Annotated in this window: 1 protein-coding gene; it reads left to right on the forward strand. The window is 70.5% G+C overall.

Annotated features, from left to right (window positions below):
• Positions 1 to 56: 56 nt before the first annotated feature.
• Positions 57 to 559: ISAs1 family transposase (locus tag AC2CHE_RS26965; protein ID WP_484507627.1), on the forward strand; the 503-nt coding region annotated here is incomplete at its 3' end.

The raw sequence follows: 559 nt of genomic DNA on the forward strand, positions 1-559 counted from the left end.
GGAACCGGCTCGGGTTCACCGACCGGGTTCCCGCCGCGACGACAGCGTGGCGCCTGTTGATCCGCATCGACGCCGAGGTGCTGTCGGCGGTACTCGCCCGCTGGCTGAGGGCCCGGGCGGCACCGGTCGTGGTGACCGGACGCCGGTGGCGCCTCGTCATCGCCGTTGACGGCAAGGTCGAACGCGGAGCCAGGCTCCCTGACGGCCGGCAGGTCCACCTGCTGTCGACGTACGACACCAGCACCGGCATCGTCCTCGCCCAGGTACAGATCGCGGCGAAGTCCAACGAAATCCCCGCGTTCACCCCACTGCTGCGCCTGGTCGCCGCCCAACTCGGATCCTTGAAAGACGTCCTGATCGTCGCGGACGCACTCCACGCCCAGACCGGGCACGCCGAACTGCTCGCCGCCGCCGGCGGGCATCTGATGGTCGCGGTCAAGGGCAACCAACCGACCCTGCACGCCCAGCTCAAAGCCCTGCCCTGGGCGCAGATCCCGGTCGGGGACCAGACCCGCGAGACCGGCCACGGCCGTACCGAGACCCGCACCGTCAAAGCCGT

Source organism: Micromonospora sp. ATLC16 (genome assembly GCF_057196645.1).